The organism is Streptomyces olivochromogenes (genome assembly GCF_021538895.1).
Taxonomy (GTDB): domain Bacteria; phylum Actinomycetota; class Actinomycetes; order Streptomycetales; family Streptomycetaceae; genus Streptomyces; species Streptomyces olivochromogenes_A.
On record NZ_JADDRL010000009.1, the window covers coordinates 101,586 to 127,628 of the forward strand.

The window sequence follows — 26,043 nt, forward strand, 5'->3', positions numbered from 1 at the left end:
GATCAGCGGTTCAGCGGCCGGAGTCGAGCGGCTCCAGCGCGCGGCGCAGGGGCTCCCAGCCGCGGGACCGCTTGGTGCCGCGGTTGCGGGCCGCGACCAGCGCCTTCCAGAAGCCGGCGGCGATCAGCGTCTCCGGCTGCACGGCCGTGGTCCGCTCCAGGATCGACTCGGGCACCTTCTGCGGGTCGGGGACTTCGAACTCGGCGATGATCTCGTCGTACTTGTCCTGGAGGACCGTGTTCGACGGGTCGGCGCCGAAGACCAGCAGCTGGCCGGTCGGCGCGGTGTCGGCCAGGACCGTCACCAGGTCGGGGCGGTGGCGGCGGAGGATCTCGACGAGCTTGTAGACGTCGCCGGTCCAGGCGTTGGTGTGCCGGTCGCGGGCCGCCTCGTCCACGTTGCGCGGCAGCATGTCGTCGAAGACGATCACGCTCGCCCAGTCCGAGTGCTTCTCGATGTTGATGAAGTCGCGCAGCGCGAACTCGAACAGGTGCATGCCGTCGATGAACGACAGGTCCAGGGTGGTGCGCCGCCAATAGCCGAACGGGCTGCGGTTGCGGGCCAGTTGGCGCAGCGGATGGCGGCCGCCCCTGAGGTGCGCGAGCGGGTTGTCCCGGGCGAAGAAGTCGTCGCTGGTCGCCTTCGCCAGGTGCACGTCGCAGCGGATCTCCGAGACCACCTTGAACGCGGGGTCGATCGCGATGCTGGGTACCCGGGACAGCGTCAGACTGCGGCCGTCGTTGACGCCGATCTCCAGGTAGTTGCGGTTCGCGGTGACCTTGTGGAGCTCCCGCAGGAACTCGTGCCGTTTCACTGAGACATCTCCTTGCGGATGTGGGGCAGTGCTTCGTGCAGGGCGGACCGCCAGTCCCTCGGCGGTGCCAGACCGATCTCCCGCCACCGGCCGTGCGCGAGCGCGCTGTAGGCGGGGCGCGGCGCGGGCCGCGAAAAGGCGTCGCTGCTGGTGGGGCGTACCCGGGCCGGGTCCGCGCCGACCTGGCGGAACACCTCCTGGGCCAGCTCGTGCCAGCTGGCCTCGCCGGAACTGGTGGCGTGGAAGACTCCGTGCGCGCCCTCGTCGCGGCCCATTCGGGCGCCGAGGTCCGCGATCCGGGCGGCGACGTCGGCGCTCCAGGTCGGCTGGCCGCGCTGGTCGTCGACGACGTCCAGGGTGTCCCGGCGGGCTTCGAGTTCGAGCATCGTACGGACGAAGCTGCGGCCGTGGGCGCCGTACAGCCAGGCCGTGCGTACGACCGCGCCCGCGCCCGGGAGTTCGTCCAGCACCGCCTGTTCGCCGACGAGTTTGGTGCGGCCGTAGGCGGTGCGCGGGGCCGGGGGATGGTCCTCGGAGTAGGGGGTGGCGCCGGCTTCGCCGGAGAAGACGTAGTCGGTGGAGACGTGGACGAGTCGCGCGCCGTGTGCCGCGCAGGCGCGGGCGAGCAGGCGGGGGCCGTCGCCGTTGACGCGCAGCGCGCGGGCCTCGTCGGTCTCGGCGTCGTCGACGGCGGTGTACGCGGCGCAGTTGACGACCAGGTCGGGGCGGTGGTCCGCGAACGCCCGGCGGATCGCCTCGGGTTCGGTGATGTCCAGGTCGGCGCGGCCCAGGGCCGTGACCTCCGCACCGCGCCGCAGCAGTTCCTCGACCGTGTCCCGGCCGAGCATCCCGGCCGCGCCGGTGACCAGCCACCTCATCGCGCACCGGACCCGGAATGCCGCTTGAGCGGCTCCCACCAGGCGCGGTTGTCCCGGTACCAGGCGACGGTCTCGGCCAGCCCGGTGGCGAAGTCGCGGCGCGGGCGGTAGCCCAGTTCGTCGCGGATCTTGCTCCAGTCGACGGAGTAGCGCAGGTCGTGGCCCTTGCGGTCGGTGACGTACTCGACCCGGTCCCAGTCCGCGCCGCACGCGTCGAGGAGCAGTCCGGTGAGCTCCTTGTTGCTCAGCTCGGTGCCGCCGCCGACGTTGTACACCTCGCCGGGGCGGCCCTTCGTGCGGACGAGTTCCACACCGTGGCAGTGGTCGTCGACGTGCAGCCAGTCGCGGACGTTGCGCCCGTCGCCGTACAGCGGCACCGGCGCGCCGTCGAGCAGGTTGGTGACGAACAGCGGGACGACCTTCTCGGGGAACTGGTGCGGGCCGTAGTTGTTGGAGCAGCGGGTGACACGGACGTCCAGGCCGTGGGTGCGGTGGTAGGTCAGGGCGAGCAGGTCGGAGGAGGCCTTGGACGCGGAGTACGGGGAGTTGGGGGACAGCGGGTGGGTCTCGGGCCAGGAGCCGGACTCGATGGAGCCGTAGACCTCGTCGGTGGAGATGTGCACGAACGGGCCGACGCCGTAGCGCAGGGCCGCGTCCAGCAGGGTCTGGGTGCCCACCACGTTGGTGAGCACGAACTCGCTCGCCCCGTCGATCGAGCGGTCCACATGGGACTCGGCGGCGAAGTGCACGACCTGGTCGGCCTCGGCCATCAGCTTGTCGACCAGGGCGGCGTCGCGGATGTCGCCCCGCACGAACCGGAGTCGGGGGTGGTCGACGGGCAGGTTGTCGAGGGTGCCGGCGTAGGTGAGCTTGTCGAGCACCGTGATCCGGGGCGCGTTTGGGGCGTCGTCGGCGAGGAGCGTGCGGACGTACGTGGAGCCGATGAACCCGGCGGCGCCGGTGACGAGGAGATTCATGAACGGATCTGCACCTTGCTGTGGTCTCCGAGGACGAGGCGGTGGGCACTGGGCACGCCGGCCGCCGGGGTCACCTCGACGTGCCGGCCGATCAGCGAGGACTCGATCCGGCCCACCCCGTCGATGGAGGAGTCCCGCAGCACGATGGAGAACTCCAGCTCGCTGTCCGTGATCCGGCAGTTCTCCGCGACCGAGGTGTAGGGGCCGACGTAGGAGTCGCTGATCACGGTCCCCGACCCGATGGCGACGGGGCCGACGATCCGCGAGTTCACGATCCGCGCGCCCTCCTCGACGACGATCCGGCCGACGGTCTCGGACCGGTCGTCCACCTCGCCGTCGATGCGCCGCTCCATGCTCTCCAGGACGGTCCGGTTGACCTCCAGCATGTCGCCGACGTTGCCGGTGTCCTTCCAGTAGCCCTCGATGACCGTGGAGCGCACGTCGGCCCGGCTGTCGATGAGGTGCTGGAGGGCGTGGGTGATCTCCAACTCGCCGCGCCAGGACGGCCTGATGGCGCGTACGGCCTCGTGGATCGCGGGGGTGAAGAGGTAGACGCCGACCAGGGCGAGGTCGCTCTTGGGGTGCTCCGGCTTCTCCTCCAGGCCGATCACCTGCCCGGCCGGGTCGAGTTCGGCGACGCCGAAGGAGCGGGGGTCGGGGACGTGGGTGAGCAGGATCTGGGCGTCCGGGCGGCTGACGCGGAACGCGTCGACGAGGGAGTTGATCCCGCCGACGACGAAGTTGTCGCCGAGGTACATCACGAAGTCGTCGTCCGCGAGGAAGTCCCGTGCGATCAGCACCGCGTGGGCGAGGCCGAGCGGCCGCTCCTGGGGTATGTAGGTGACCTCCAGGCCGAACTTCGAACCGTCGCCGACCGCCTCCTCGATCTCGGCGGCGGTCTCCCCGACGACGATCCCGACCTCGGTGATCCCCGCCGCGGCGATGGCTTCCAGCCCGTAGAAGAGCACCGGTTTGTTGGCCACCGGGACGAGCTGTTTCGCCGACGTGTGGGTGATCGGCCGCAGCCGGGTACCGGCACCGCCGGAGAGCACCAGAGCCTTCATCTGCCACACCCTAGTGGGGATGGTCCGGATCGGACCTCTGTTTGGCTGTCCGGATTCTTACGACAGTACGTCTTCGGTTCGTCGAGTGCCTTTCCCCCCGGTGTCGCGGACCGGCGTCGCGGACCGAGCGTGGCGCGGGCGTGGCGCGGGCGGGTCGTCGTGGCGCCGGAGTACCGTCACCGGCGATGACGGAACATACGGAACTGTCGGAAATTTCGGAATCCGAGGAGATCGCCGAGCGGTACGCCGCCACCGCGCCCCGGCCCGGCCGGACGCTGCTGCGCTGGGCCTCGACGACCGACCACAAGGTGATCGGCCGCCTCTACATGGTCACCGCGTTCTGCTTCTTCCTGCTGGCCGGGCTGCTGGCCCTCGCGATGCGCGCCGAACTGGCCCGCCCGGGACTGCAGTTCCTGAACGAGCAGGGCTACGACCAGTTCTTCACGATCCACGGCACGATCATGATGCTGCTGTTCGCGACCCCGATGTTCGCCGGCTTCGCGAACGCCGTCATGCCGCTGCAGATCGGCTCCCCGGACGTGGCCTTCCCCCGGCTGAACGCCCTGTCGTACTGGATGTACCTGTTCGGCGGGCTGATGGTGGTCTCGGGGTTCCTGGTGCCGGGCGGCGCGGCCGCCTTCGGCTGGTTCGCGTACGCGCCGCTGAACAGCGCCTACTTCTCCCCCGGCGCGGGCGGTGACCTGTGGGTGATGGGGCTGGTGGTGACGGGTGTGTCGACGACGCTGGGGGCCGTCAACTTCATCGCCACCATCCTGTGCCTGCGCGCGCCGGGCCTGACCATGTTCCGGATGCCGATCTTCACCTGGAACGTGCTGTTCACCTCGATCCTGGTGCTGCCTGCGTTCCCGGTGTTCACCGCGGCGCTGCTGGCGCTGGAGTCGGACCGCAAGTTCGGCTCGCACGTCTTCGACGCGGCGAACGGCGGGGCGCTGCTGTGGCAGCACCTGTTCTGGTTCTTCGGGCATCCGGAGGTCTACATCGTGGCGCTGCCGTTCTTCGGCATCGTCTCCGAGATCCTGCCGGTGTTCTCCCGCAAGCCGCTGTTCGGCTATCTGCCGATGATCGGTGCCACGATCGCGATCACCATGCTGTCGGCGGTGGTGTGGGCCCACCACATGTTCGCGACCGGAGCGGTGCTGCTGCCGTTCTTCTCGATCATGTCGTTCCTGATCGCGGTGCCCACCGGGATCAAGTTCTTCGCGTGGATCGGGACGATGTGGCACGGCTCGATCTCGTTCGAGACGCCGATGCTGTGGTCGCTCGGCTTCCTGGTGACGTTCCTGCTCGGCGGGCTCAGCGGGGTGATGATCGCCTCGCCGCCGCTCGACTTCCACCTCACCGACTCGTACTTCATCGTGGCGCACCTGCACTACGTGCTGTTCGGCACGGTGGTGTTCGCGATGTTCGCCGGCTTCTACTTCTGGTGGCCCAAGTTCACCGGGAAGATGCTCGACGAGCGGCTGGGTGTCCTGCACTTCTGGCTGCTGTTCCCCGCCTTCCAGCTGACGTTCTTCGTCCAGCACTGGCTCGGCGAGGAGGGCATGCCCCGCCGGTACGCGGACTACCTGCCCGCCGACGGGTTCACCCTGCTCAACACCCTCTCCTCGGTGGGGGCGTTCCTGCTCGGCGTGTCCACGCTGCCGTTCCTCTACAACGTCTGGCACACGAGCCGGCACGGCGAACGGGTCGGCATCGACGACCCGTGGGGCTACGGGCGCGGCCTGGAGTGGGCGACGTCCTGCCCGCCGCCCCGCCACAACTTCGTCGCCCTGCCCCGGGTGCGGTCGGAATCGCCCGCCTTCGACCTGCACCACCCCGACGTCGTCCGGCGGGCCGAGGCGGAGGGACTGCGGTGAAGGTCGAGGCCATGCTGTTCGGCGGTGTCGGGCTGTTCTTCGCGGGCACCGCGGTCCTCTACGGGGTGTGGTCGCGCGATCCGACCGGGACGGCCGCGCTGATCGTCGCCTTCGGGATGGCCGCCGTCATCTCGTTCTTCTGCACGATGCAGTACGTGCGCAAGGGGCGCCGCCCGCAGGACCTCGCGGGGGCCGAAGTGGCCGACGGCGCGGGGCCGTTGGAGTTCTTCCCGCCGGAGAGCGGCTGGCCGCTGGTCACCGCGCTCGGTTTCGCGGTCACCGCGACCGGGGTGGTGTTCGGGCTGTGGCTGTTCCTCATCGGTCTCGGCGTGCTGGCCAGCGGCGTCCTCGGGCTGGTCTTCCAGTACGCGGACCGGTGATCGGCCGGCGGGGCGCGCCGGGCCGGAACGTCTCGGGCGGGTGGTGGTCGGTGTCGTAGCCGCCCGTCAGGCTCTGCCGTACCTCCCCGGTCGGCACCCCCGTCACCAGGCGCTCCCGCTCCTTCTCCACCAGGGCCAGGCAGAGCCAGCGGGTGATGAGGAAGGCGAAGACCGGCCCCAGCACGAGGGCGACCCGCAGCACCCAGGTCAGGGTGTTGACCGAGATCCGGAAGGTCTGGGCGATGACGTCGTTGGCGCCCGCGATCAGCAGGACGGCGTAGAAGACCGTGCCGGCGACGCCGAGGCCGGTGCGCACCGGGCGCTCGCGGGGCCGGTCGCACAGGTGCCGCTCCCGGATCCACTCCCCCGTCAGACGCTGCTCCACGAACGGGTACGCGTACAGGACGGTGAACAGCAGTCCGGGCAGGACGACGGCCGGGAGCAGGACGTTCCACATGATCGTGTGCCCGGCAACGTTCGTCTCCCAGGGCGGTACGAGCCGCAGGGCGCCCTCCAGGAAGCCGACGTACCAGTCGGGCTGGGAGCCGGTCGACACATGGTCGGGGCGGTAGGGGCCGTAGACCCACACGGGGTTGATCTGGGCGACGGCGGACATCAGGAACAGCACGCCGAAGACGGTGAACTGCAGCCCGAGGGAGCCGGCGGTGAACTGCGGGAAGAGCGGTCGGCCGACGGCGTTGCGGTTGGTGTGGCCCGGCCCGCGCCAGTGGGTGTGCTTGAGGTGGAACACCAGGATCAGATGGACCGTCACCAGGGCGATCAGCGCACCCGGCAGCAGCAGGATGTGCAGGCTGTACAGCCGGGTGATGAAGTCGTGGCCGGGGAACTGGCCGCCGAAGGCGAACATCGCCACGTACGTCCCCACCACCGGGATCGACTGCATGATGCCCTGGGCGATCCTGAGGCCCGTGCCGGAGAGCAGGTCGTCGGGGAGCGAGTAGCCGGCGAAGCCCTCGGCGAGGGCGAGCACGAACAGGGTGAGGCCGACGGCCCAGTTCACCTCGCGGGGTCTGCGGAAGGCGCCGGTGAAGAAGATCCGGAGCATGTGCAGACCGATCGCGGCGACGAAGACGAGCGCGGCCCAGTGGTGGGCCTGGCGCACCAGCAGACCGCCGCGGACGTCGAAGCTGATGCGCAGGGTGGAGTCGAAGGCGGTGGACATGCGGACGCCGCGCAGCGGTTCGTAGACGCCGTCGTAGACGACCTCGCGCATCTCTGGCTGGAAGAACAGCGTCAGCCACACCCCGGTCAGCACCAGCAGGATCAGGCTGTACAGCGCCAGCTCGCCCAGCAGGAACGACCAGTGGTCGGGAAACGCCTTGCGCAGCAGACCCCCGCCCTCCATGACCGGCAGCCGGGCGTCGAGGGCGTCGGCGAGCCGCTCGCCACGCCGACCGGGGCCGCGGTCGGGCTGTTTCACGTGTCCTCAGTGGCCGCCGCGGCCTTCTCCACCTCCGCCTCCAGCTCGGGCCGTGCCCGGCCCGTGTCCCTCGCGTACGCGCTCACCGCGGTCTGCACGTCACGGGCCAGTTCGCGCCAGGCGCGCAGGGCCGTCTCGTAGGTCTCCTTCTGGGCGCCGGTCAGCTGCGCCTCGGCCGGCGGACCGTACGCGTCCCGCAGTTCCATGACCTGCGCGTGGGCCGCATCGGCCGCGCGCTGCTTCGCGACAAGCTCTTCGAAGGTGAATGACACGGCAAGGACCCTAGGCGGGGCGCACGCCGCAACCCCTCGCGACCTGCCGTGCGCGGTCCGTACCCACACCCGTGTGGCGGGTCATTCCGCCAGCGCGAGATCCGCCCACACCTGCTTGCCGCCGCTGACCGGCAGCGTCCCCCACGCGGTCGACATGGCCTCGACCAGGAGGATGCCGCGGCCGCCCGTGGCCTCCCAGCCGATGCTGGTGGGCTTGACCGGGGAGCGGGGCGAGGCGTCGGTGACGGCGACCCGGAAGCGGTGGTTGACCAGGGTGAGGTCCATGCGGACCTGGCCGTCGGTGTGCACCAGGGCGTTGGTGACCAGCTCCGAGACGACGAGGAGCACGGCGTCCATCTCGTCGGGGGCCACCTCCCAGGCGCGCAGGGTGCGCCGGGTGAAGCGGCGGGCGTGCCGGACGGCCTCGGGGACCCGCCACACCGTCCAGCTCTCCCGCAGCGGCCGCGACTCCATGCCGTCGTAGCGCATCAGGAGCAGCGCGACGTCGTCGCTGCGGTGGGCGTTGCCGAGCAGGGCGTCGGCGACCAGACCGAGGTGGGCGGGGTCGGATTGGGCGAGGCCGTGGGCGAGCCGGTCCATGCCCTCGTCGATGTCGGCCTCGGCGGACTCCACCAGGCCGTCCGTGGTCAGCGCGAGGAGCGTGCCGGGCTGGAGCCGCAGCTGGGTCATCGGGAAGTCGGCCTGGGTGACCACGCCGAGCGGCGGTCCGCCCTCCGCCTCCACGACCGTGGTGCTGCCGTCCGTGTGCCGCAGGATCGGCGGCAGGTGTCCGGCGCGCACGCACCAGGCGGTGCCCTCCTCCATGTCCACGTCGACGTAGCAGCAGGTGGCGAAGAGGTCGCTCTCCATGTCCATGAGGAGCCGGTTGGCGTGCGAGACGACCACGTCCGGCGTGTGTCCCTCGGCGGCGTAGGCGCGCAGCGCGGTGCGCATCTGGCCCATCAAGGTGGCGGCGGCCGCGCTGTGGCCCTGGACGTCGCCGATGACCAGGGCGACGCGGTTCTCGGGCAGCGGGATCACGTCGTACCAGTCGCCGCCCAGCTCCAGGCCGGCGGTGGTGGGCAGATAGCGGGCGACGGCGACCGCGCCGGGCAGCTTGGGCAGGCGGCGCGGCAGCAGGGCGCGCTGGAGCATGCCGACGAGTTCGTGCTCGGCGTCGAAGGCGTGGGCGCGCATCAGGGCCTGGCCGGCGAGGCCGGCGGAGGCGGTGAGCAGGGCGCGCTCGTCGGCGCCGAACTCGTGCGGGCTGTCCCAGCCGATCAGGCAGGCGCCGGCCATGCGGCCGCCGGCGGGCAGCGGCAGGACGGCGAGACCGCCGGGGCCGACGTCGGCGAGCGCCGGCTCCAGGGGCGTGCCGGCGGGCCAGATCTGGGCGCGGCCCTCGCGCAGGGCCGAGGCGAGCGTGGGCATGGCGCGGACGGGCGCGTCGGGCCACTCGCTGCGCCACTCGCTGCGCCACAGCTCCGGCCAGACCTCGGGCTCGGGCGGGTCGAGGACGGTGACCACGAGCCGGTCGTTCTCCAGTTCCGCGAGCGCGATGCGGTCGGCCTGCAGCGGCTTGCGCAGGGCGGTGACCACGGCCTGGCCGACGTCCTTGACGGTGCCCGCGGTGGCCAGGGCGGCGGCCAGCCGCTGGACGCGGGCCACGTCGGTGACGTCGGAGCGCAGGGTGGAGGCGTCCGCCACGGTGCCGACGAGGAGCGCCGACCGGCCCTCGCCGCCGGGCACCATCCGTCCGCTCAGCCGCAGCCACTTCGGCGGTCCGGAGGGCTGCACGACGCGGAATTCCAGCTCACGGTCGCCGACGGACATACGGTCGCCGATGGACATGTGGTCGGCCTCGACGACGGACATCAGCGCGGGCAGGTCCTCGGGCACCGTCATGCCGAGCAGCGTCTCGACCCGGCCGTCGAACTCGTCCCGGCCGATCCCGAACAGCTCCAGGACCGCGTCGCCGACCTCGACCCGGCCGGTCTCCATGACCAGGCTGAAGGCGTCGGGCGGGAGCTCGCCGGTGGCGGCCCGGGACGGGACGGGCAGAGCGACGGCGTTCGCGATCAGGGCGAGACAGCGGCGGTCCTCGGCGTCGAAGCCGTCGGGGTTCTCGCTCACGGCGAGCAGGCAGCCCCCGCCGCTGTCCGGGCACACCGGCAGGGCGGCCAGCTGGAAGTGCCGCACCGGTGTCCCCGCCTCCGGAGCGGCGGCCGGTCCCTCCGGGTCGAGCCACACCGGCCGCCGGGCACGGTGGGCCTCGGCGAGCGGGGACCGGCCCGCGACGGGATAGCCGTCGCGCAGCCCGTACAGCGTGCGCGGCAGCCCCGCCGATTCGGCCAGGCAGAGCACAGCACCGTCGTCGCCCGGGAGGTAGACGCCGGCGAAGGCCGCCCCGGCCAGAACCAGTGCCTGCTCGATGACGCGGTGCAGCCGATCGGGAGCACGGGGGTCGGCCATGACCGTTTCCAGGGCGACCTCGGCACGCTCCCTCCTCGTTCCGCGTACCGCAGCGCCCTCTCTCACCACGTCCGCCATTACAGCGCTAATGAGCTGCTTGCGCAGCCCCTGTGACCGTTCCGTGGAGCTCTCGCGGCCACAGAGCTCGAAAGGCGCCGAACAATTCTTTACTCATGCGTTCCGCACGGGGATCTCGTGACAGGCGTGACTGTCCGCGACCTCCGGCCCCTGGAATGGTCGTTGGCGGGCCACGGAGGGGGAGGCGCATGGAGAAGCGGTACGAGGTGTACGCGCTGGCCGACGGACACTTCTACGACACGCCCGACCGGCTCTCGGCGGGCGGGCCGGATGCCGCGCCCCTGTTCGACACGGCGCGCCGTCCGGTGCCGGAGGGCTGGCACTCGGGGCGTACGGCCGACTGGTTGACGCTGACCCCGCTCGGCGAGGACGGCGCGCCGCTGCCCTCACCGGCCCAGGGCTGGAAGATCCACGCCTCGGCCGTCCGGGCGAACGCGGACCGGATCGCGGCGATCGTGTGGGACTACTGCGTGCCGCGGCGCATCCCGTTCAAGTTCGTGCCCGCACCGCATCTGCTGCACCTGCGCAACGCCAAGTACGCGCGGCGCGACACGAGCGGCAAGTTCGTCACCGTCTACCCGGCCGACGAGGAGCAACTGCACCAGGTGCTGCTGGAATTGGGCGCGCTCCTGGAGGGCTTCGAGGGGCCGTACGTCCTGACCGACCTGCGCTGGCACGACGGCCCGCTCTACGTCCGCTACGGCGCCTTCGCCCGTGCCTACGTGGTCGACGAGCGCGGATCGCTGGTGCCGGCGGTGCGCGACGGCTCGGGCACGCTCGTGCCGGACCGGCGGGCGCCGTCCTTCCAGGTCCCTCAGTGGGTGACGCTGCCGTCGTTCCTCCGGCCGCACCTCGCGGCCCGCAACACCACGACGGTGGGCGACCTGCCGTACCGCATCGAGAAGGCGCTGCACTTCTCCAACGGCGGCGGGGTCTACCAGGGCACCGACACCCGTGACGGGCGCCGGGTGGTCCTCAAGGAGGCGCGGCCGCACGCGGGGCTGGCCGCCGACGGCGCGGACGCGGTGGCGCGGCTGGAGCGCGAGAAGGAGGCCCTGGAGCGGGTCGCCGGGACCGGTGTCGTGCCCGAGGTACGGGGCTGGTTCACGCTGGGCGAGCACCGCTTCCTGGTCATGGACTTCCTGGAAGGGCGCCCGCTCAACTCCTGCTTCGCCGAGCGCCACCCGCTGCTCACCCCGGACCCGGATCCGCGGGCCGTCGCCGACTACACGGCGTGGGCACTGCGCATCCACCGGGCCGTCGAACAGGCGGTCGAGGCGGTGCACGCGCGCGGGACGGTCTTCAACGACCTGCACGTCTTCAACATCATGGTCGCGCCCGACGACGAGTCGGTCTTCCTCATCGACTTCGAGGCGGCGGCCCCCGCCGAGGACAACGGCCGCCAGGTCGTCGCCCACCCCGGCTTCTTCGCGCCGCCGGACCGCCGGGGCGCGGACGTCGACCGCTACGCCCTGGCCTGCCTGCGGTTGGCCCTGTTCCTGCCCGTCACCACGCTCTTCGTGGTCGACCGCGGCAAGGCCGCCCATCTGGCGGACGTCATCGCCGAGCAGTTCCCGGACGTACCGCGCGCCTTCCTGGACGAGGCGGTCGCGGAGATCACCCGGAGCACGCCGGACGCGGCGGGGGCCGGGAACGGCGCGCCCCTGCCGCGTCCGGCCCCCGCCGTCCAGCCGGTGCCGCCCGGTGACTGGCCGCACAGCCGGGACTCGATGGTCAAGGCGATCCTCGCCTCGGCGACCCCGGAGCGCGACGACCGGCTCTTCCCCGGTGACATCGCGCAGTTCTCCGACGGCGGCGGACTCGGGCTCGCGCACGGCGCGGCCGGGGTGCTGTACGCGCTCGCGGAGGCCGGCGCCGGGCGGTACGAGGAGGGCGAGCGCTGGCTCCTCGACCGGGCCGCCGCGCCGCCGCCCGGCACACCGCTCGGTCTGTACGACGGCCTCGCGGGCGTCGCCCACGTCCTGGACCGGCTCGGGCACCGGCAGCCGGCCCTGGACCTGGTCGACGGCATCCTGCGCGAGCGGTGGCGGAACCTCTCCTCCGACCTGCACGGCGGCCTGGCCGGCGTGGGCCTGGTCCTCGCCTCGCTGGCGCGCACGACCGGCGAGCCGGAGCTGCGCGAGCGGGCCGCCGAGGCCGCCGACATCCTCGTACGGCGCCTGACCGAGCCCTTGCCCGAGGCGCCCCGGCGGCGGGCCGGGCTGATGCGCGGCGCGACCGGGCCCGCGCTGTTCCTGGTGCGGCAGTACGAGGAGACCGGTGAGCCCCGCCTGCTGGCGGCCGCGGCCGAGGCGCTCCGGCGCGACCTGGAGCGCTGTGTGGTGCAGCGGTCGGGCGGCGGCCTGGAGGTGGACGAGGGCTGGCGGACCCTGCCGTACCTCGGCGACGGGAGCGTCGGGCTCGGCCTGGTCCTCGACGACTACCTCGCGCACGCGGCGGGCGCGAGCGACACGACCGGCGCGGCCGGCACGGGCGACGCCGGCGACACCACCGGCGCATTCGAGCAGGCCCGCTCCGGGATCCTGATCGCCGCCACGTCACGCTTCTACGCGCAGCCCGGGCTGTTCCAGGGCCGCGCCGGAATGGTCCTGCACCTGAGCCGCACGACCGCGCCCGGCGCCGGCCGGGCCCGGCTCGACGAACAGATCGCGGGGCTCGGCTGGCTCGCCATGGCCTACCAGGGCCAACTGGCCTTCCCCGGGCACCAGATGATGCGCCTCTCCATGGACCTCGCCACCGGAACGGCAGGGTGTCTGCTCGCGCTCGCGGCGGCCCTCGACGGTGCCGGCACCGCGCACCTGCCGTTCCTGCCGCCCCACCGGCGGCCCTCACCACGCGGCTCCGCAACCTGACGGAGTCGTGACACAACCCCGTCCCCATACACCAAGGGAAGGAAACCCCAATGGCTCTTCTCGACCTGCAGATCATGGAGTCCGACGAGCACAACGACCACGGCGGCGCGAGCACGGTCAGCCTGCTCTCCTGCGTCTCCGCCGCGAGCATCCTGCTCTGTCTCTGACCGGCACAGTGCGTTGACGGCTCCGGGCGGCCCTCTCCTCGCGGGAGGGGCGTCCGGAGCCTTCTCGCCCGATCCGACGCGAGGCCCGCCGCCGATGACGACCCGTGCCGACGACGACCCGACCCGCGCGCTGCTGCGCGCGGCCCTCCGGCACAGCGGGGCCCGCTGCGCCGCCCTGTGCGCGGTGAGTACGGCGGCCACCGCGGCCGGCCTGCTGCTGCCCGCCGCCCTCGGCCGCACCCTGGACCTCCTGCTCACGCACGCCCCGGCCGCGGGCCGCTGGGTGTGGTGCAGCGCCGGGCTGATGCTGCTGCTCGCCGTCCTCGACGCGTGCGCGAGCGTGCTGGCCGGCACGGTCGACGCGCGGGCCACCGCGTGGCTGCGGAGCGCGGTCACCGGACACCTGCTGGCGCTGGGCCCCCGGGCCGCCGACCGGCTCGGTGCCGGGGATCTCGTGGCCCGCCTGGTGGGCAACGCGGCCCAGGCCGGGACGGCGCCCGGCGCCCTCGCCGCGCTGCTCGCCGCGCTCGCCGGGCCCCTCGGGGGCATGGTGGCGCTCTTCCTGATCGACCCGTGGCTGGCGGCCGTCTTCCTGGCCGGCGCCCCGGTCCTGGCCCTGCTGCTGCGCGCGTTCGCGCGGGACACGTCGGAGTGCGTGGCCCGCTACCAGCGGGTGCAGGGGCGGATCGCGGCGGGGCTCGCGGAGGCGGTCGGCGGCTTCCGTACGATCCGGGCGGCGGGCGCGGAGGACCGCGAGGCGGCGCGGATCCTGCGGCCGCTGCCGGAGCTGTCCCGGGCCGGACACCGCATGTGGCGGGTGCAGGGGCGGGCCGCGGCGCGGGCCGTCGCGGTGGCGCCGCTGCTGCACCTGGGCGTGGTCGCGGTGGCCGGGTTCCTGCTCACCCGGCACCGGCTGTCGGTGGGTGAGGTGCTCGCGGCCTCCCGCTACGCCGTCCTGGCGACCGGAGTGGGCGTCCTGGTCGGCCAGGTCTCCGCGCTGACGCGGGCCGGGGCGGCCGCCCGCCGCCTGGGCGAGGTACGGGCGCTGCCCGTCCCGCGACACGGCAGGCGGGCGCTGCCGCCCGGCCCGGGGCGGCTGGAGTTGCGCGGCGTGACCGTGCGCCGGGGCGGGCGCACGGTCCTGGACGGCGTCGACCTGGTGGTCCCCGGCGGCACGACGCTCGCCGTGGTCGGCCGCTCGGGCACGGGCAAGTCCCTGCTCGCGGCCCTGGCGGGCCGGCTGACCGACCCGGACGCCGGAGAGGTCCTGCTGGACGGCGTACCACTGCCCGACCTCACCCACGACGACCTGCGCGACGCCGTCGCCTACGCCTTCGAACGGCCCGCCCTGCTCGGCCGGACGATCGAGGACACGATCGCCTTCGGCCGGGTGGCGCCCTCCCCCGCCCAGGTCCGCGAGGCGGCCCGCGCCGCCCACGCCGACGCGTTCGTCCGCCGCCTGCCCGACGGCTACGCCACCCCGTGCGCCGAGGCCCCCCGCTCCGGCGGCGAGTCCCAGCGCCTCGGCCTCGCCCGTGCCTTCGCCCACGGCGGCCGGCTCCTGATCCTCGACGACGCGCTGTCCAGCCTCGACACGGTCACCGAGCACCACATCACCCGGGCCCTCCTCACCCACTCCCCGCACCCCACCCGCATCCTCATGGCCCACCGCACGGCGACGGCGTCCCGGGCCGACGCGGTCGCCTGGCTGGACGGCGGCCGGGTCCGCGCGGTGGGGACCCACGCGGAGCTCTGGCGGGACGACGCGTACCGGGGGGTGTTCGGGGACGAACCCGTCGAGGACGACGGCGACCGCGCCCCTGACGAGGTGATCGCCGTCGAACGGCCGTCGCCCGACGCACCGGCGGAAGGGGCTCGGCGGTGAGGAACGGGAAGAGCCCGGCGGACGGAGGAGGGCCGGCGCGAGCGCAGACCGCCGAGGGCGACCGTGGTGACACGCCGATGCTGCGTCGTGGGCTGCGGTATGTGCGGGCGCGGTGGTGGGTGTTCGTCCGGCTCGCCGTCTGGTCGGTGCTGGAGGCGGGCCAGACGTTCCTCGTCGGGTACGCCCTCGCGCGGGCCCTTGACGCGGGGTTTCTGACCGGGGACGCGGGCGTCGGGCTGCGGTGGCTCGGGCTGGCCGCGGGCGCGGTCGTCATCGGGGCCTACGGGACCGGGCGGGTCTACGGGGTCGTCGCCGCGCTGGTCGAACCGCTGCGGGACCGGCTCGTGGAGCGAGTCGTGGCGCGCGGGGTGCGGGAGGCCGACGGCGGGGCGCTGTCCGGGCTCACCCAGCAGGTGGAGATCGCCCGGGACACCGTCGCCGGTCTCGTCATGGTGTCCCGCTCCTTCGTGTTCACCGCCGTCGGAGCCCTCGTGGGCCTGTTCTCGCTCGACTCGCGGCTCCTGCTGGTCGTGGGACCCCCGCTGCTCGCCGGGGTGTGCCTGTTCGCGGTGACGCTGCGCCCCCTGGCCCGCCGGCAGGAGGCCTTCCTGGTCGCCGACGAGTCCCTCGCCCAGGACCTGGGCGCCGTCTGCCCCGGGCTGCGGGACGTCACGGCGGCGGGCGCCGAGCAGTTGGTCGCCGCCGGCCTGGGCGACCGTATCGACGCGGAACGGGACGCCGCCCGCTCCCTGGCCCGCTGGGCGGTGGCCCGGGTGGCCTCGCTCGCCATCGGCGGGCAGCTGCCCGTCGTCCTGCTGCTGGCCAGCGCTCCCTGGCTCCTGGGCCACGGCGTCACCCCGGGCGCCCTGGTCGGCGCCCTGGCCTACGTCACCCAGTCACTGCTCCCGGCCCTGCAGAACCTGGTCCACGGCCTGGGCACGAGCGGCTCCCGCCTCACGGTGGTGCTGCGCCGCCTGCTCCCGGCGACCACGTCGACTCCGGCCGCGGTGCCGACCCCGGTCGAGAGCGGCCCTGCCGCGGCCTCCGCCCCCGCCCTCGCCCTCACCTCCGTCACCTTCGCCTACGGCCCCGCGAGCGCCCCCGTCCTCGACCGGCTCGACCTCACCGTCCCGGAGGGGGGTCACCTCGCCGTCGTGGGTCCGAGCGGGATCGGGAAGTCCACGCTCACCGCCCTGGTGGCCGGGCTGCTGCGGCCCCAGGAGGGTGCGATACGGCTCCGTGGGCATGCCGTGCCCGGGGCCGGGGCCGCCGCGCAGCGGGTGCTCATCCCGCAGGAGGCGTACGTGTTCGGCGGCACCCTGGCCGAGAACCTCGCGTTCTTCCGGGACGGCCCCGTGCCGGAGCCCGAGCTGCTGGCGGCGGCCGAAGCCGTCGGGCTCACGTCGCTGCTGGAGGCGCTGGGCGGGCCCACGGCGACGGTCGAGCCCACGGCGCTGTCCGCAGGCGAGCGGCAGCTGATCGCGCTGACCCGGGCCTATCTGTCGTCCGCGCCGCTCGCCCTGCTCGACGAGGCGACCTGTCACCTGGACCCGGAGGCGGAGGCACGCGCCGAGCGGGCCTTCGCCGAGCGTGCGGGCGGCACCCTGGTCGTCGTCGCCCACCGGATCAGCTCGGCGCGCCGGGCGGACCGGGTGCTGGTGATGGACGGTCCGCGCACGGCGTACGGCACGCACGCGGAACTGGCGCGCTCCTGCGCGGTGTACCGGGACCTGGTCGGCAGCTGGACGCCCACGCCGGACGGCGTGTCGTCACAGCCACCCTTCCCCCTGTGAGATGCGGATCGCGTCGATCCGGTTGCGGGCTCCCGTCTTGCGGGTGATCGCCGCCATGTAGTTGCGCACCGTCCCGTTGGACAGGTGCAGGCTCCCGGCTATCTCCGCGATGGACGCTCCCCCGGCCGCCAGGGACAGCACGCTCAGCTCGCGTCGCGTCAGCGGGATCTGCGCGGCCCTGAGGAAGCCGAAGCCCAGCGAGTCGTCGACGAATCGTTCCCCCTGGGCGACCCGCCGGATGGCGCGCACCAGCCGCTCCGGCGAGCTCTCCTTGTCGACATAGCCGAGGGCCCCCGCCTCGGCGGCGCGCTTGAGCAGGCCCGGTCTGTGGGAGTCGGCGAGCACGACCAGCCGCGGGGGCGTCGTGCCGGTGCCCGCCGGCCGTAAGTCGCCGAGCGGCGGAACCCCGTGCGTGTCCGAGCAGTCGAGGTCGGCGGCCAACACGTCGGGCCCCAAGGACCGCACCCGCCCCGACGCGCCCCGCCACGGCGTGTCGTACACCCCCAGATCGGGCTCGCGGCGGAGCCACTCCGCCAGTACCGACCGCACCAGACACGCGTCGTGCACCAGAAGTACCCGGATCACTGCCGCCCCTTCAGCTTGCCGTCCTTCGTTCCCGGTGTTGAACGCGTGCCCCATTCTTGGCGTTCTCGGCGTTTCCCGGGCGCGGATAACCGGCCAATGGGGTGCGCGGGGGCGCACATGCGATGCGTACATGCCGCTTCGCGCTTCGATTGCGGGGGCATGGACGCGGGCCTACGGGGTACACGGGCGCGGTCCGACGCGCGGGGGCCGGCGCCGGGTGCGGGCACGGAGCCCGGGTGCCGCTCCCCCGGGCCCGGCCCGCTCGCCGTGCGCCGTGCGCCGCCAGGAGGGAGCCTTGTCCCCTGGGGTGCGACGCGCGGGGCGCGGCGTGCCGCCGGGCGAGGAGGTGGTCGGCGTGTCCGACGGGCGGACGCCCGCGCAGGCGCCGGCGGCCGTGAGGTCGCGGGTCGGCCGTCCGCTGCTCTCCCTGTCGCTGGCCGCGATGATGGACGAGGTCCACGCCCACTCCGGCGCGGTCTACCTGCTGACGCCCGACGAGCCGGTGCTGGAGATGGCGGTGATGGCGGGCCTGCCCCGGCAGTTCGCGGCGCCCTGGGAGCGGGTGGGGCTCAGCGCGCCGGTCCCGGTCGCGGAGGCGGTGCGCGGACGGCGGCTGGTCTGGGTGGGTGGCGAGGAGGAGATGGCCCGCCGCTATCCGCGCATCGCGATGGTCCTGCCCTATCCCTTCGCGCTGGCCGCGCTGCCCGTGGCCACCGAGACCAAGGCCTACGGCGCGATCTTCGTGACCTGGCCGGGTTCGCATCCGCAGGTGCTGTCCGACCGGGAGCGGGAGCACCTGACGGCGGCCTGTCACCGGCTCGCCGCACGGCTGGAGCGGGCCATGGAGGACAGCCGCCCCGTACGCGCCGAACCGGATCTGCTGGCGGCGACCGTGTCGGGCGTGGCGGGTTCCCTGGGGTCGGTCGAGGCGGCGCGGATGGTGGCCCGGCTGCCGTACGGGCTGCTGTCGATGGATCTGCACGGCCGGATCGGGTTCGTCAATCCGGCGGCCGCCGAGATGCTCGGCCGGCCGACGAGCGATCTGCTCGGCACCCAGCTGTGGGCCTCGGTGCCGTGGCTGAACGACCCGATGTACGAGGACCGCTATCGGGCCGCGCTGATCAGCCAGCAGGTGACCTCGTTCGTGGCGCTGCGCCCGCCGGGCGACTGGCTGTCCTTCCGCATGTATCCGAGCCGGACGGGACTGAGCGTGCGGATCAGCAGGGCCCGCTCGGTGGCGGAGATGGCGCGCGCCCCGCAGCGGTCCGCCGAGGGACCCGCGCGCCTGGTCACCATCACCCAGGTGCTGAACCTGGCCGGGTCGCTGACCGAGGCGGTCGGGGTGCAGGACGTGGTGCAGCTCGTCGCGGACGAGGTCTGCCCCGCCGTGGGCAGCCAGGCCGTGGTGGTGCTGGGCTCGCAGGCCGGCCGGCTGCACGTGCTGGGGCACCACGGGTATCCCGACCCGCACGTCGTCGAGCGGTTCGACGGGCTGCCGCTGGCCGAGCGCACCCCGGGGACGCACGTCCTGACCAGCGGGGTGCCGGCCTTCTTCGACTCGCAGACGCAGTTGGAGCGCCTGTATCCGGGCGGGCACGAGAGTCCGGACGGGTTCGCGGCCTGGGCGTATCTGCCGCTGATCGCCTCCGGGCGGCCGGTGGGCACGTGTGTGCTCGCCTATGCGCAGCCGCACGCCTTCGCGGCGGACGAGCGGGCCGTCCTGACGAGCCTGGCCGGACTGATCGCGCAGGCGCTGGACCGGGCCCGGCTCTACGACACCAAGAACCAGCTGGCGCACGGGCTGCAGGCCGCCCTGCTGCCGCACTCGCTGGCCCGGGTTCCCGGCATCGACGCGGCCGCGCGCTATCTGCCGGCCACGCAGGGCATGGAGATCGGCGGCGACTTCTACGACCTGGTGCCGACGCGGCCGCTGGCGGCGGCGGTGATCGGGGACGTCCAGGGGCACAACGTGACCGCGGCCGGGCTGATGGGGCAGATCCGTACCGGGGTACGGGCGTTCACGACCGGCGGCCAGGCGCCGGAGGAGGTCATGCACAGCACCAACCGGCTGCTCATCGACCTCGGTGCCGACCTGTTCGCGAGCTGTCTGTACCTGCGTCTGGACCCGGAGCGGGGGCGGGCCGTGATGGCCCGCGCGGGGCATCCGCCGCCACTGCTGCGCCGGGCGGACGGGCGGGTACGGGTGCTGGACCTGGCCGGCGGTCCGCTGCTGGGCATCGACGCGGCGGCGACGTATCCGACCACCGAGGTCGATCTGGCGCCCGGCTCGGTCCTCGTGCTCTACACCGACGGGCTGGTCGAGTCCCCCGGCGTCGACATCGAGGACGCCGTGGCGGATCTGGGCGAACTCGTCGCCTCCTCGGGAGACCGGCCGCTGGAGCGGCTGGCCGACGAGATCGTCCTGCACGGAGAGGCGGCGCGGGAGCGGGTGGACGACGTGGCGGTGCTGTTGCTGCGGGCCTGCCCGGACGCCGGGAAGGACGACTGAGCCGAAGGGGACCGCGCCGCACGACGACGCGGTCCGGCCCTCCCGCCGGAGGGCCGGACCGTCCACCGTCGGCCGGAACCGCGGGTGAGGCCGATCAGTGGTTCTCGGTCGCGGCCGAGCCGTCGTCCGCGCCGGTGCCGACACCGGACTGATCCGCGCCCGTGCCCGACTGATCCGCGCCCGCGCCCGACTGGTCGGCGCCGGTGCCCGTGCCGGACGGGTCCGCACCGGCACCGGACTGGTCGCCGGCGCCGGCACCCGCGGACGGGTCGGCCGTGCCGGACGCGTCGCCGCCGCCCACCGCGTCGCCGCCACCGGCCGCGTCGCCGCCACCGGCCTGGTCACCGCCGCCGGCCTGGTCACCGCCGCCGGCCTGGTCACCGCCGCCCGCCTGGTCACCGCCGCCCGCCTGGTCACCGGCGCCGTTGCCGCCCGCGCCGAGCGTCGCGCCCGTCGCCTGGAGGGCCTTGGTGACCGGCTGGAAGAAGGTCTCACCGCCGCTGGTGCAGTCGCCGCTGCCGCCGGAGGTGAGGCCGAGCGCGTTGCCGTCCTGGGTGAACAGGGAGCCGCCGCTGTCGCCCGCCTCGGCGCAGACGTTGGTCTGGATGAGGCCGGTCACGGTGTCGACGCCATTGGGGTCGGTCTCGCTCTGGAAGTTGACCGTGGCGTCGAGACCGGTGACCTGACCGTTGTGCAGACCGGTGGTGGAGCCCATCCGGAAGACGGTCTCGCCGACGGTGGCGTCCGCGGCCTGGTTGATCTGGACGGTCTGGCCGTTGCCGACGTTGACCTCGCTCGGCGCCTGGGTCGTGGCGTCGTTGTACTTCACAAGTGAGAAGTCGCCCTCGCCCGGGAACGTGGCCTGGTCCACGGTGGCGATCGGCTGCCCGTTCTGGGAGTCGGACCAGTCCTTGGCCGCGACGCCGCAGTGACCGGCCGTCAGGAACGCCGGGCTGCCGTCCGACGCGGTGACGTTGAAGCCGAGGGAGCAGCGAACGTTGCCGCCCTGCACCTGCGAGAAGATGGCGTCGCCGCCGGAGACGAGGGGCTTGAACTTTCCGGCGGACTTCTTGACGGTCGCCATGCCGGACCCGAGGTCCTGCACGGCCGACTCCACCCGGTCCCACTTGGCGCCGGTGACGCTGCTGTCGGCGGTGACCTGGATCTTGTTCGTCCGGGGGTCGACGGCCCAGGAGGTACCCGGGACGGTCGCCTTGGACTTCAGGGTCTGCGCGGCGGCCTTGAGCTCGGCCGTGCTGTTCTCGACCTTGCGGACGGCCGCGCCCGCCTTCTTCGCCTGGACGATCAGGTTGTTGTCGCCGCTGACAACGTTCACGACGAGCTGCTGCTTGCCGGAGTCGTAGTAGGAGCCGGCGAAGGCGTCACCGAGCAGGCCCTGGAGCTTCGCGGCGAGGTCCGAGGCGTCCGTCGCCTTCAGGGTCTTGGGGGCGGCGGCGTTCGCTCCGCCGTCCTGGGACGCGTTCGCGTGGGGCAGCAGGATGGCCGCCGCTCCGAGCGCCGCGACACCGCCCGCGGCTATCGCGGCCTTGCGCTTCGGCATGCGCTTGTGACTCAAACTACTCAGCCTCCTGGGACGGGGGGTCTGCCTCTGTCGGGCAGTCGGTCGGCGGCGCCTGGATGGCTGTAGGTACGGGCGGGTCGTCCGGTGCGTTCAATTCCGTTTGCCAATTGCCTTTGCGTAACGGGGAATCGGCCAGGTTGCGCGTGTCGGAGGGGGCGGCCGGGAACAATCGCCCATATGACGATGACCACCGCCGAAGCCGACAAGATCCTCTCCGCCAACTTCGCCCCCTGGGTCCTCGAACTGAACCTGTCGGTCGAGGCCTTGGGCGAGCACCGTGCCGTCCTGCGTCTGCCCTGGTCGGACCGGCTCTCCCGGGAGGGCGGCGGGCTGTCCGGGCAGGCCCTGATGGCGGCGGCCGACACCGCGACCGTCATCGCCGTCTCGGCGGCGCGCGGCGGCTTCGTGCCGATGACGACGGTGCAGCAGTCGACGTCCTTCCAGCGCGCGGTGACCGGTTCGGATGTCTTGATCGAAGCGGTGCTGACGAAGCTGGGCCGCAGGATGGCGTTCGCCGACATCGCGCTGACGGACGAGAGTTCGGGCGAACTCGCGGCACGGGCGAGCACGGTCTACGCCCTGCTGGGCTGACACGATCGGCGACCGGTCGGTGACCGTCCGTTCCGATCAGTGAGCGGAATCCCCGCTTCAGGGAATCTGCACATCCCATACCCAAGCAAGTCACCGGCTCCTGGGGATCTGCACAAGCGCGCGCCCCCCTCCGCGCCTTTGGCGCGGTGTGCCGGAATCGCCGCGGCGGGGGCAAGCGCCGGGATGCGGCGAAGCCGTGAGCCGTGTGAAGGAGTCGGCGACAAGCCGTGCGCGCGCCTGCACGGATGGGGCCCGCCGGGGCGTAAGTGCCCAGGTGAGGCGGGTGATTGATTGGATGCGCGCGCCGCCCGCGTGCTTTGATCCATCGCATCGCGGGGGCCGCGAAGGGCTCTTGGAAACGGGTGCCCGGCGCCCGCGGTCGCGGCCGTCCGTCTGTCATCGGAGGGGGCCGCTCTCCCCCTTGTGAATACCCCATATGAAGGGAAGTTCCATCATGAACTCCACCCCCCAGGTCGAGACCGTCGAGATCTCCGACGCCGAGCTGGACAACGTCTCCGGCGGCCTTTCCGTGAACGCCCTGAACACCGTCACCGGTGCCGTGAACGGCGTGGCCCCGCTTTCCGGCCTGGCCGACACGGCCATCGGCACGGTCGAGGGTGTCACCGGCCTGAACACCCAGCCGGTCACCAGCCTGGTCGCCGGTCTCTGATCGCACCGCGGTGCCCGAAGTCCCGGAGCCGCCCCACGGCTCCGGGGCTCTCGGATGCCCCGACACCCGTCGTGACGACGTCTCTCCTCAGGTGAGGGAAGTTCCGTGCAGTTCCGCCAACAGGCCCTCGCCAAGCTCCAGTCGCCGGAGGAGCTCGACCTTCCGGTGCGGCTCGCCCGCCCGCAGGGCTGGCTCGCGCTGTCCGTCAGCGTCGTCGTGATGGCGGCCGCCTCCGTGTGGGCGGTGACCGGTTCGGTCGCCTCCACCGTCGGCGCGCCGGCCATCCTCACGCACGGGCAGGGCAGCTACATCCTGCAGAGCCCCGTGGCCGGCCAGGTCACCGCCGTGCTCGCCCGGCAGGGCGAGCGGCTCCCCGCCGACGCGCCCGTCCTGAAGGTCCGTACGAGCCAGGGCGATTCGGTCGTCCGCACGGTCGCCGCGGGCCGCGTCACCGCGCTCGCCGCCACCATCGGGCAGATCATCCGGACCGGCGCCGACGTCGCCGCGGTGGAGAAGGTCGCCCACGCCTCGGACCCGCTGTACGCGACGGTCTACGTCCCCGCCGAGAACGCGGCCGCCGTCCCCGCGCACGCCCGCGTCGACCTGACCGTCTCCTCGGTGTCCACCCAGGAGTACGGGGTGCTGCGCGGCCATGTGATCTCGGTCGATCGCACCGCGCAGTCCGCCCAGTCGATCGCCGCGTTCCTCGGGGACACCCAGCTGGGCGAGCAGTTCACCCGCAGGGGACGGCCGGTCGCCGTCCGGGTGCGGCTGGACAAGTCCCCGCGCACGAAGAGCGGTTACCGCTGGTCGTCCGCGGACGGCCCGCCGTACCGGCTCGACTCCATGACCCTGGCCACGGGTTCGATCCGGCTGGCCGACCAGCACCCCGTCGATTGGCTGCTCCCGTGACCACCGCCCAGCAGTCGCGCGGCGGGCGCCGGCGCGCCGCCCCGCCCAGGCGCCCGGTCCCCAAGAGCCGCGCGAAGACCGTCCGCACGCCCACCACCCTCCAGATGGAGGCGGTGGAGTGCGGTGCCGCCTCGCTCGCCATGGTGCTCGGTCACCACGGCCGGCACGTCCCGTTGGAGGAGCTGCGCATCGCCTGCGGCGTCTCCCGCGACGGCTCGCGCGCCTCCAATCTGCTGAAGGCGGCCCGCAGTTACGGCCTGACCGCCAAGGGCATGCAGATGGATCTGGCCGCGCTCGCCGAGGTGACGGCACCGGCCGTCCTGTTCTGGGAGTTCAACCACTACGTCGTCTACGACGGCATGGGCCGCCGCTTCGGACGGCGCGGCGTCCACATCAACGACCCGGCCAAGGGCCGGCGTTTCGTGCCCATCGAGGAGTTCGACGGAAGCTTCACCGGTGTCGTCCTGGTGATGGAGCCGGGCGAGGGCTTCGAGCGGGGCGGGCGCAAGCCGGGCGTCCTCGGCGCGATGCCGGCCCGGCTGCGCGGCACCGCGGGCACGATGCCCGCCGCGGTGCTGGCCAGCCTGCTGCTGGTGGCGGTCGGCGCCGCGCTGCCCGCGCTGAGCCGGATGTACATCGACATGTTCCTCATCGGCGGCCGGACCTCGCTGCTGGGCGTGCTGTTCGCGTCGATGGCCACCTGTGTGCTGCTCACGCTGGTGCTGACCTGGCTCCAGCAGGCCAATCTGCTGCACGGCCGCATCATCTCCTCCACCCTGTCCAGCGCCCGTTTCCTGCGTCATCTGCTGCGGCTGCCGGTCACGTTCTTCGCCCAGCGCAGCCCGGCCGACCTGGTGCAGCGGCTCCAGTCCAACGACCAGGTCGCCGAGACCCTGGCCCGCGACCTGGCGGCGGCGGGCGTGGACGCGGTCGTCGTCGTGCTCTACGCGGTGCTCCTCTACACCTACGACCCGCAACTGACCTTCGTCGGCATCGGCGTGGCGCTGCTGAACGTCCTGGCGATGCGGTTCGTCGTACGGCTGCGCGCGACCCGGACGGCGAAGCTGCGCGCGGACACCGCCCGGCTCACCAACACCGCCTACACCGGCCTGCAGCTGATCGAGACGATGAAGGCGACCGGCGGCGAGAACGGCTACTTCCGCAAGTGGGCCGGCCAGCACGCCACCACGCTGGAGGAGCAGCAGCGGCTCGGCGTGCCGAGCGCCTGGCTGGGCGTGGTCGCGCCGACGCTCGCCACCCTCAACAGCGCGCTCATCCTGTGGATCGGCGGCATGCGGGCCGTCGAGGGGCACATCTCGGTCGGCCTCCTCGTCGCCTTCCAGGCGCTGGTCACCCGCTTCACCGCCCCGCTCACCCGGCTCAACGGCGTCGCGGGCCGCATCCAGGACTTCGCGGCCGACGTGGCTCGCCTCAAGGACGTCGAGAACTTCCAGGCGGACCCGCTCTACGCCCGCCCCGGCACGGGCGAGTCCACGCGCCGGCTGCACGGCCATGTCGAGCTGGAGAACATCAGCTTCGGCTACAGCCCCCTCGACAAGCCCCTGCTCACCGGCTTCGACCTGACCGTCGGCCCCGGACAGCAGGTGGCCCTGGTCGGCGGCTCGGGCAGCGGCAAGTCGACGGTCTCCCGGCTGATCTCGGGCCTGTACGCGCCCTGGGAGGGCGTGATCCGTATCGACGGTCAGCGCCTGGAGGACATTCCGCGCGGCGCGCTCGCCGCCTCCGTCTCCTTCGTCGACCAGGACGTGTTCCTCTTCGAGGGCTCGGTCCGGGACAACGTGGCGCTGTGGGACCCCTCGATCCCCGACGACGCGGTGGTGGAGGCGCTCAGGGACGCGGCCCTGTACGACGTCGTCATGCGCCGCCCCGGCGGCATCCACAGCAGGGTCGAGCAGGACGGCCGGAACTTCTCCGGCGGGCAGCGCCAACGCCTCGAGATCGCTCGGGCGTTGGTGCGCCGGCCGAGCATCCTGGTGCTCGACGAGGTGACCAGCGCGCTCGACGCCGAGACCGAGCTGGTCGTGATGGACAACCTGCGCCGGCGCGGCTGCGCCTGCGTGGTGATCGCCCACCGGCTGAGCACGGTCCGCGACAGCGACGAGATCGTCGTCCTCCAGCACGGCACGATCGTGGAACGCGGGCGGCACGACGAACTGGTGGTGCGCGGCGGAGCGTACGCCGCGCTGGTCAGGGAGCGGTGAG

20 protein-coding genes are annotated in these 26,043 nt (G+C 73.0%); 11 read left to right on the top strand and 9 right to left on the bottom strand.

All coding sequences use genetic code 11. The annotated features are described in order from the left end of the window. Window positions 1–10 precede the first annotated feature (10 nt). Genes IPZ69_RS06780 through IPZ69_RS06795 form a run of 4 tightly spaced genes read right to left on the bottom strand, consistent with a single transcriptional unit; the run spans window position 11 to window position 3,733 of the window. On the bottom strand, window positions 11–814 hold the full coding sequence (locus IPZ69_RS06780) for a class I SAM-dependent methyltransferase (protein WP_235453079.1): 804 nt from the start codon (window positions 812–814) through the stop codon (window positions 11–13). Continuing rightward, complete coding sequence (rfbD, locus tag IPZ69_RS06785) at window positions 811–1,692, bottom strand: dTDP-4-dehydrorhamnose reductase (protein WP_235453080.1); 882 nt, start codon at window positions 1,690–1,692, stop codon at window positions 811–813. Before rfbD ends, IPZ69_RS06780 begins: the two co-directional genes overlap by 4 nt. Continuing rightward, window positions 1,689–2,669 carry a dTDP-glucose 4,6-dehydratase gene (gene rfbB / locus IPZ69_RS06790; protein WP_235453081.1) on the bottom strand — a complete coding sequence of 327 codons (981 nt, stop codon included), beginning with the start codon at window positions 2,667–2,669 and terminating at the stop codon, window positions 1,689–1,691. The genes rfbD and rfbB overlap by 4 nt, the downstream gene beginning before the upstream one ends. Further along, the gene (locus IPZ69_RS06795) at window positions 2,666–3,733 is read right to left on the bottom strand and encodes a glucose-1-phosphate thymidylyltransferase (protein WP_235453082.1); all 1,068 of its coding nucleotides are present in this window, start codon (window positions 3,731–3,733) and stop codon (window positions 2,666–2,668) included. Before IPZ69_RS06795 ends, rfbB begins: the two co-directional genes overlap by 4 nt. Before the next feature lie 185 nt (window positions 3,734–3,918). Between IPZ69_RS06795 and ctaD the strand changes: the two genes are divergently transcribed. Together ctaD and ctaF are read left to right on the top strand one after the other, a co-directional pair. Then, entirely contained in the window at window positions 3,919–5,610 is a 1,692-nt protein-coding gene (gene ctaD / locus IPZ69_RS06800) for an aa3-type cytochrome oxidase subunit I (protein WP_445330167.1), read from the top strand. Next, on the top strand, window positions 5,607–5,990 hold the full coding sequence (ctaF, locus tag IPZ69_RS06805; protein ID WP_235453083.1) for an aa3-type cytochrome oxidase subunit IV: 384 nt from the start codon (window positions 5,607–5,609) through the stop codon (window positions 5,988–5,990). The genes ctaD and ctaF overlap by 4 nt, the downstream gene beginning before the upstream one ends. Here the strand turns inward: ctaF and qcrB are convergent. The 3 genes from qcrB to IPZ69_RS06820 form a co-directional block, all read right to left on the bottom strand. Then, entirely contained in the window at window positions 5,926–7,356 is a 1,431-nt protein-coding gene (qcrB, locus tag IPZ69_RS06810) for a cytochrome bc1 complex cytochrome b subunit (protein WP_235453109.1), read from the bottom strand. The genes ctaF and qcrB overlap by 65 nt on opposite strands. 71 nt (window positions 7,357–7,427) lie before the next feature. Continuing rightward, a complete protein-coding gene (locus IPZ69_RS06815) occupies window positions 7,428–7,703 on the bottom strand; it encodes a hypothetical protein (protein WP_235453084.1) in 276 nt (91 codons plus the stop codon). Between the two features lie 81 nt (window positions 7,704–7,784). Then, window positions 7,785–10,253, bottom strand: a complete 2,469-nt coding sequence (locus IPZ69_RS06820) for a SpoIIE family protein phosphatase (RefSeq protein WP_235453085.1) — start codon at window positions 10,251–10,253, stop codon at window positions 7,785–7,787. 188 nt (window positions 10,254–10,441) lie between these two features. On the opposite strand from IPZ69_RS06820, the gene lanKC reads away from it, so the two are divergent. From lanKC to IPZ69_RS06840, 4 genes are all read left to right on the top strand, one after another. After that, complete coding sequence (lanKC, locus tag IPZ69_RS06825; protein WP_235453086.1) at window positions 10,442–13,126, top strand: class III lanthionine synthetase LanKC; 2,685 nt, start codon at window positions 10,442–10,444, stop codon at window positions 13,124–13,126. A 50-nt stretch (window positions 13,127–13,176) separates the two neighbouring features. Next, entirely contained in the window at window positions 13,177–13,293 is a 117-nt protein-coding gene (locus tag IPZ69_RS06830; protein ID WP_235453087.1) for a SapB/AmfS family lanthipeptide, read from the top strand. 94 nt (window positions 13,294–13,387) lie between these two features. After that, a complete protein-coding gene (locus tag IPZ69_RS06835; RefSeq protein ID WP_235453088.1) occupies window positions 13,388–15,178 on the top strand; it encodes an ABC transporter ATP-binding protein in 1,791 nt (596 codons plus the stop codon). 77 nt (window positions 15,179–15,255) lie between these two features. Further along, window positions 15,256–16,971: an ATP-binding cassette domain-containing protein gene (locus tag IPZ69_RS06840; RefSeq protein ID WP_235453089.1), complete on the top strand. Its 1,716-nt coding sequence runs from the start codon at window positions 15,256–15,258 to the stop codon at window positions 16,969–16,971. Here IPZ69_RS06840 and IPZ69_RS06845 read toward each other — a convergent pair. After that, window positions 16,948–17,556 (bottom strand): response regulator transcription factor, encoded by a 609-nt coding sequence (locus IPZ69_RS06845; protein WP_308407432.1) that lies wholly within the window; start codon window positions 17,554–17,556, stop codon window positions 16,948–16,950. The genes IPZ69_RS06840 and IPZ69_RS06845 overlap by 24 nt on opposite strands. Window positions 17,557–17,902: 346 nt before the next feature. Here IPZ69_RS06845 and IPZ69_RS06850 point away from each other — a divergent pair, with 346 nt between their 5' ends. Beyond that, complete coding sequence (locus tag IPZ69_RS06850) at window positions 17,903–20,065, top strand: SpoIIE family protein phosphatase (RefSeq protein WP_374292915.1); 2,163 nt, start codon at window positions 17,903–17,905, stop codon at window positions 20,063–20,065. 94 nt (window positions 20,066–20,159) lie between these two features. Here the strand turns inward: IPZ69_RS06850 and IPZ69_RS06855 are convergent, their stop codons facing one another. Then, on the bottom strand, window positions 20,160–21,626 hold the full coding sequence (locus tag IPZ69_RS06855) for a S1 family peptidase (RefSeq protein ID WP_235453091.1): 1,467 nt from the start codon (window positions 21,624–21,626) through the stop codon (window positions 20,160–20,162). A gap of 198 nt (window positions 21,627–21,824) precedes the next feature. On the opposite strand from IPZ69_RS06855, the gene IPZ69_RS06860 reads away from it, so the two are divergent. From IPZ69_RS06860 to IPZ69_RS06875, 4 genes are all read left to right on the top strand, one after another. After that, a complete protein-coding gene (locus IPZ69_RS06860) occupies window positions 21,825–22,238 on the top strand; it encodes a PaaI family thioesterase (RefSeq protein ID WP_235453092.1) in 414 nt (137 codons plus the stop codon). A 454-nt stretch (window positions 22,239–22,692) separates the two neighbouring features. After that, window positions 22,693–22,908 (top strand): type A2 lantipeptide, encoded by a 216-nt coding sequence (locus IPZ69_RS06865; protein WP_235453093.1) that lies wholly within the window; start codon window positions 22,693–22,695, stop codon window positions 22,906–22,908. A gap of 105 nt (window positions 22,909–23,013) precedes the next feature. Further along, the gene (locus IPZ69_RS06870) at window positions 23,014–23,820 is read left to right on the top strand and encodes an HlyD family efflux transporter periplasmic adaptor subunit (RefSeq protein ID WP_235453094.1); all 807 of its coding nucleotides are present in this window, start codon (window positions 23,014–23,016) and stop codon (window positions 23,818–23,820) included. Further along, window positions 23,817–26,042, top strand: a complete 2,226-nt coding sequence (locus IPZ69_RS06875) for an NHLP family bacteriocin export ABC transporter peptidase/permease/ATPase subunit (protein WP_235453095.1) — start codon at window positions 23,817–23,819, stop codon at window positions 26,040–26,042. Before IPZ69_RS06870 ends, IPZ69_RS06875 begins: the two co-directional genes overlap by 4 nt. Window position 26,043 lies beyond the last annotated feature (1 nt).

Bases quoted from the DNA above. Each gene is read 5' to 3' on its own strand.
- rfbD (WP_235453080.1), bottom strand. From the start codon at position 1,692: ATGAGGTGGCTGGTCACCGGCGCGGCCGGGATGCTCGGCCGGGACACG.
- rfbB (WP_235453081.1), bottom strand. From the start codon at position 2,669: ATGAATCTCCTCGTCACCGGCGCCGCCGGGTTCATCGGCTCCACGTAC.
- IPZ69_RS06795 (WP_235453082.1), bottom strand. From the start codon at position 3,733: ATGAAGGCTCTGGTGCTCTCCGGCGGTGCCGGTACCCGGCTGCGGCCG.
- ctaD (WP_445330167.1), top strand. From the start codon at position 3,919: ATGACGGAACATACGGAACTGTCGGAAATTTCGGAATCCGAGGAGATC.
- qcrB (WP_235453109.1), bottom strand. From the start codon at position 7,356: ATGGAGGGCGGGGGTCTGCTGCGCAAGGCGTTTCCCGACCACTGGTCG.
- IPZ69_RS06820 (WP_235453085.1), bottom strand. From the start codon at position 10,253: ATGGCGGACGTGGTGAGAGAGGGCGCTGCGGTACGCGGAACGAGGAGG.
- lanKC (WP_235453086.1), top strand. From the start codon at position 10,442: ATGGAGAAGCGGTACGAGGTGTACGCGCTGGCCGACGGACACTTCTAC.
- IPZ69_RS06830 (WP_235453087.1), top strand. From the start codon at position 13,177: ATGGCTCTTCTCGACCTGCAGATCATGGAGTCCGACGAGCACAACGAC.
- IPZ69_RS06835 (WP_235453088.1), top strand. From the start codon at position 13,388: ATGACGACCCGTGCCGACGACGACCCGACCCGCGCGCTGCTGCGCGCG.
- IPZ69_RS06840 (WP_235453089.1), top strand. From the start codon at position 15,256: ATGCTGCGTCGTGGGCTGCGGTATGTGCGGGCGCGGTGGTGGGTGTTC.
- IPZ69_RS06855 (WP_235453091.1), bottom strand. From the start codon at position 21,626: ATGCCGAAGCGCAAGGCCGCGATAGCCGCGGGCGGTGTCGCGGCGCTC.
- IPZ69_RS06860 (WP_235453092.1), top strand. From the start codon at position 21,825: ATGACGATGACCACCGCCGAAGCCGACAAGATCCTCTCCGCCAACTTC.
- IPZ69_RS06865 (WP_235453093.1), top strand. From the start codon at position 22,693: ATGAACTCCACCCCCCAGGTCGAGACCGTCGAGATCTCCGACGCCGAG.